Here is an 823-nt window from a genome sequence, read left to right on the forward strand (position 1 = left end):
TGTCAACGGCAGTCTAAAACTGCCCGTCTACGGCAATTGAAATTGACCACTTGCGGCAGTCTCGCTGACCATGGGCGGCAACGGAATTGACCGGCTTTCGGGACGCCGCGCTGATGGCCACCGGCGCCCCGAACCGTCTGCGGGTTTTTAGCTCATCGGCAGGATCCCCTTCCCGGACTGGGCTTGGATGAGGCGGACGGATTCGCCGCTGGTTTGGCAGACGTGCGCGTGGTGCAGCAGCCGGTCCACGGTGGCGGTGGCCAGCGTCTTGGGCATCAGCTGGTCAAAGCCGGCCGGGTGGATATTTGAGCTGATCGCCAGGGAACGCTTTTCGTAGGCGGCATCCACGATCCGGTAGAACCCCTCGGCGGCGTCGTCGGAAACCGGAAGCAGCCCGATATCGTCGATGCAAACCAGATCGGAGCCCGTGATCTTGGCGATGGCCTTGTTCACGCTGTCATCGATCCGGTGCCGGCGCACCAGGGAACCCAGGTCCTCGAGGGTCAGCCAGGACACGCTCATCCCGGCATCGATCGCCTGGTGCCCCAGGGCTTCGAGGAGCATGGACTTCCCGGTCCCCGCCGGTCCGCAGGCGATCAGGTTTTCCTTGCGCCGCACCCATTCCAGGGTGCGCAGGTAGTCGGTGGTGGCAGTGGGGATGCTGGAGATGGACGGGTCCCACGCCTGGAACGTCTTCCCGGACGGGAATCCGGCTCGTTTGCGTCGGGTGTCGAGCATCGATTTGTTGCGCCCGGCGGCTTCGGCTTCCAGCAGGACCCGTACGGCCTCGGCGGGGTCCCAGCGTTGGGCCTTGGCGGTGGTG

General features: G+C 65.0%; 1 protein-coding gene. It reads right to left on the reverse strand.

Features of this window, described 5'->3' with window-relative positions; genetic code table 11:
* Positions 1 to 147: 147 nt before the first annotated feature.
* On the reverse strand, positions 148 to 823 hold a 676-nt coding region (locus tag DQ353_RS21135; protein WP_113765143.1), incomplete at its 5' end, for an ATP-binding protein.

It is taken from the genome of Arthrobacter sp. AQ5-05 (assembly GCF_003287975.1).
GTDB lineage: Bacteria > Actinomycetota > Actinomycetes > Actinomycetales > Micrococcaceae > Paeniglutamicibacter.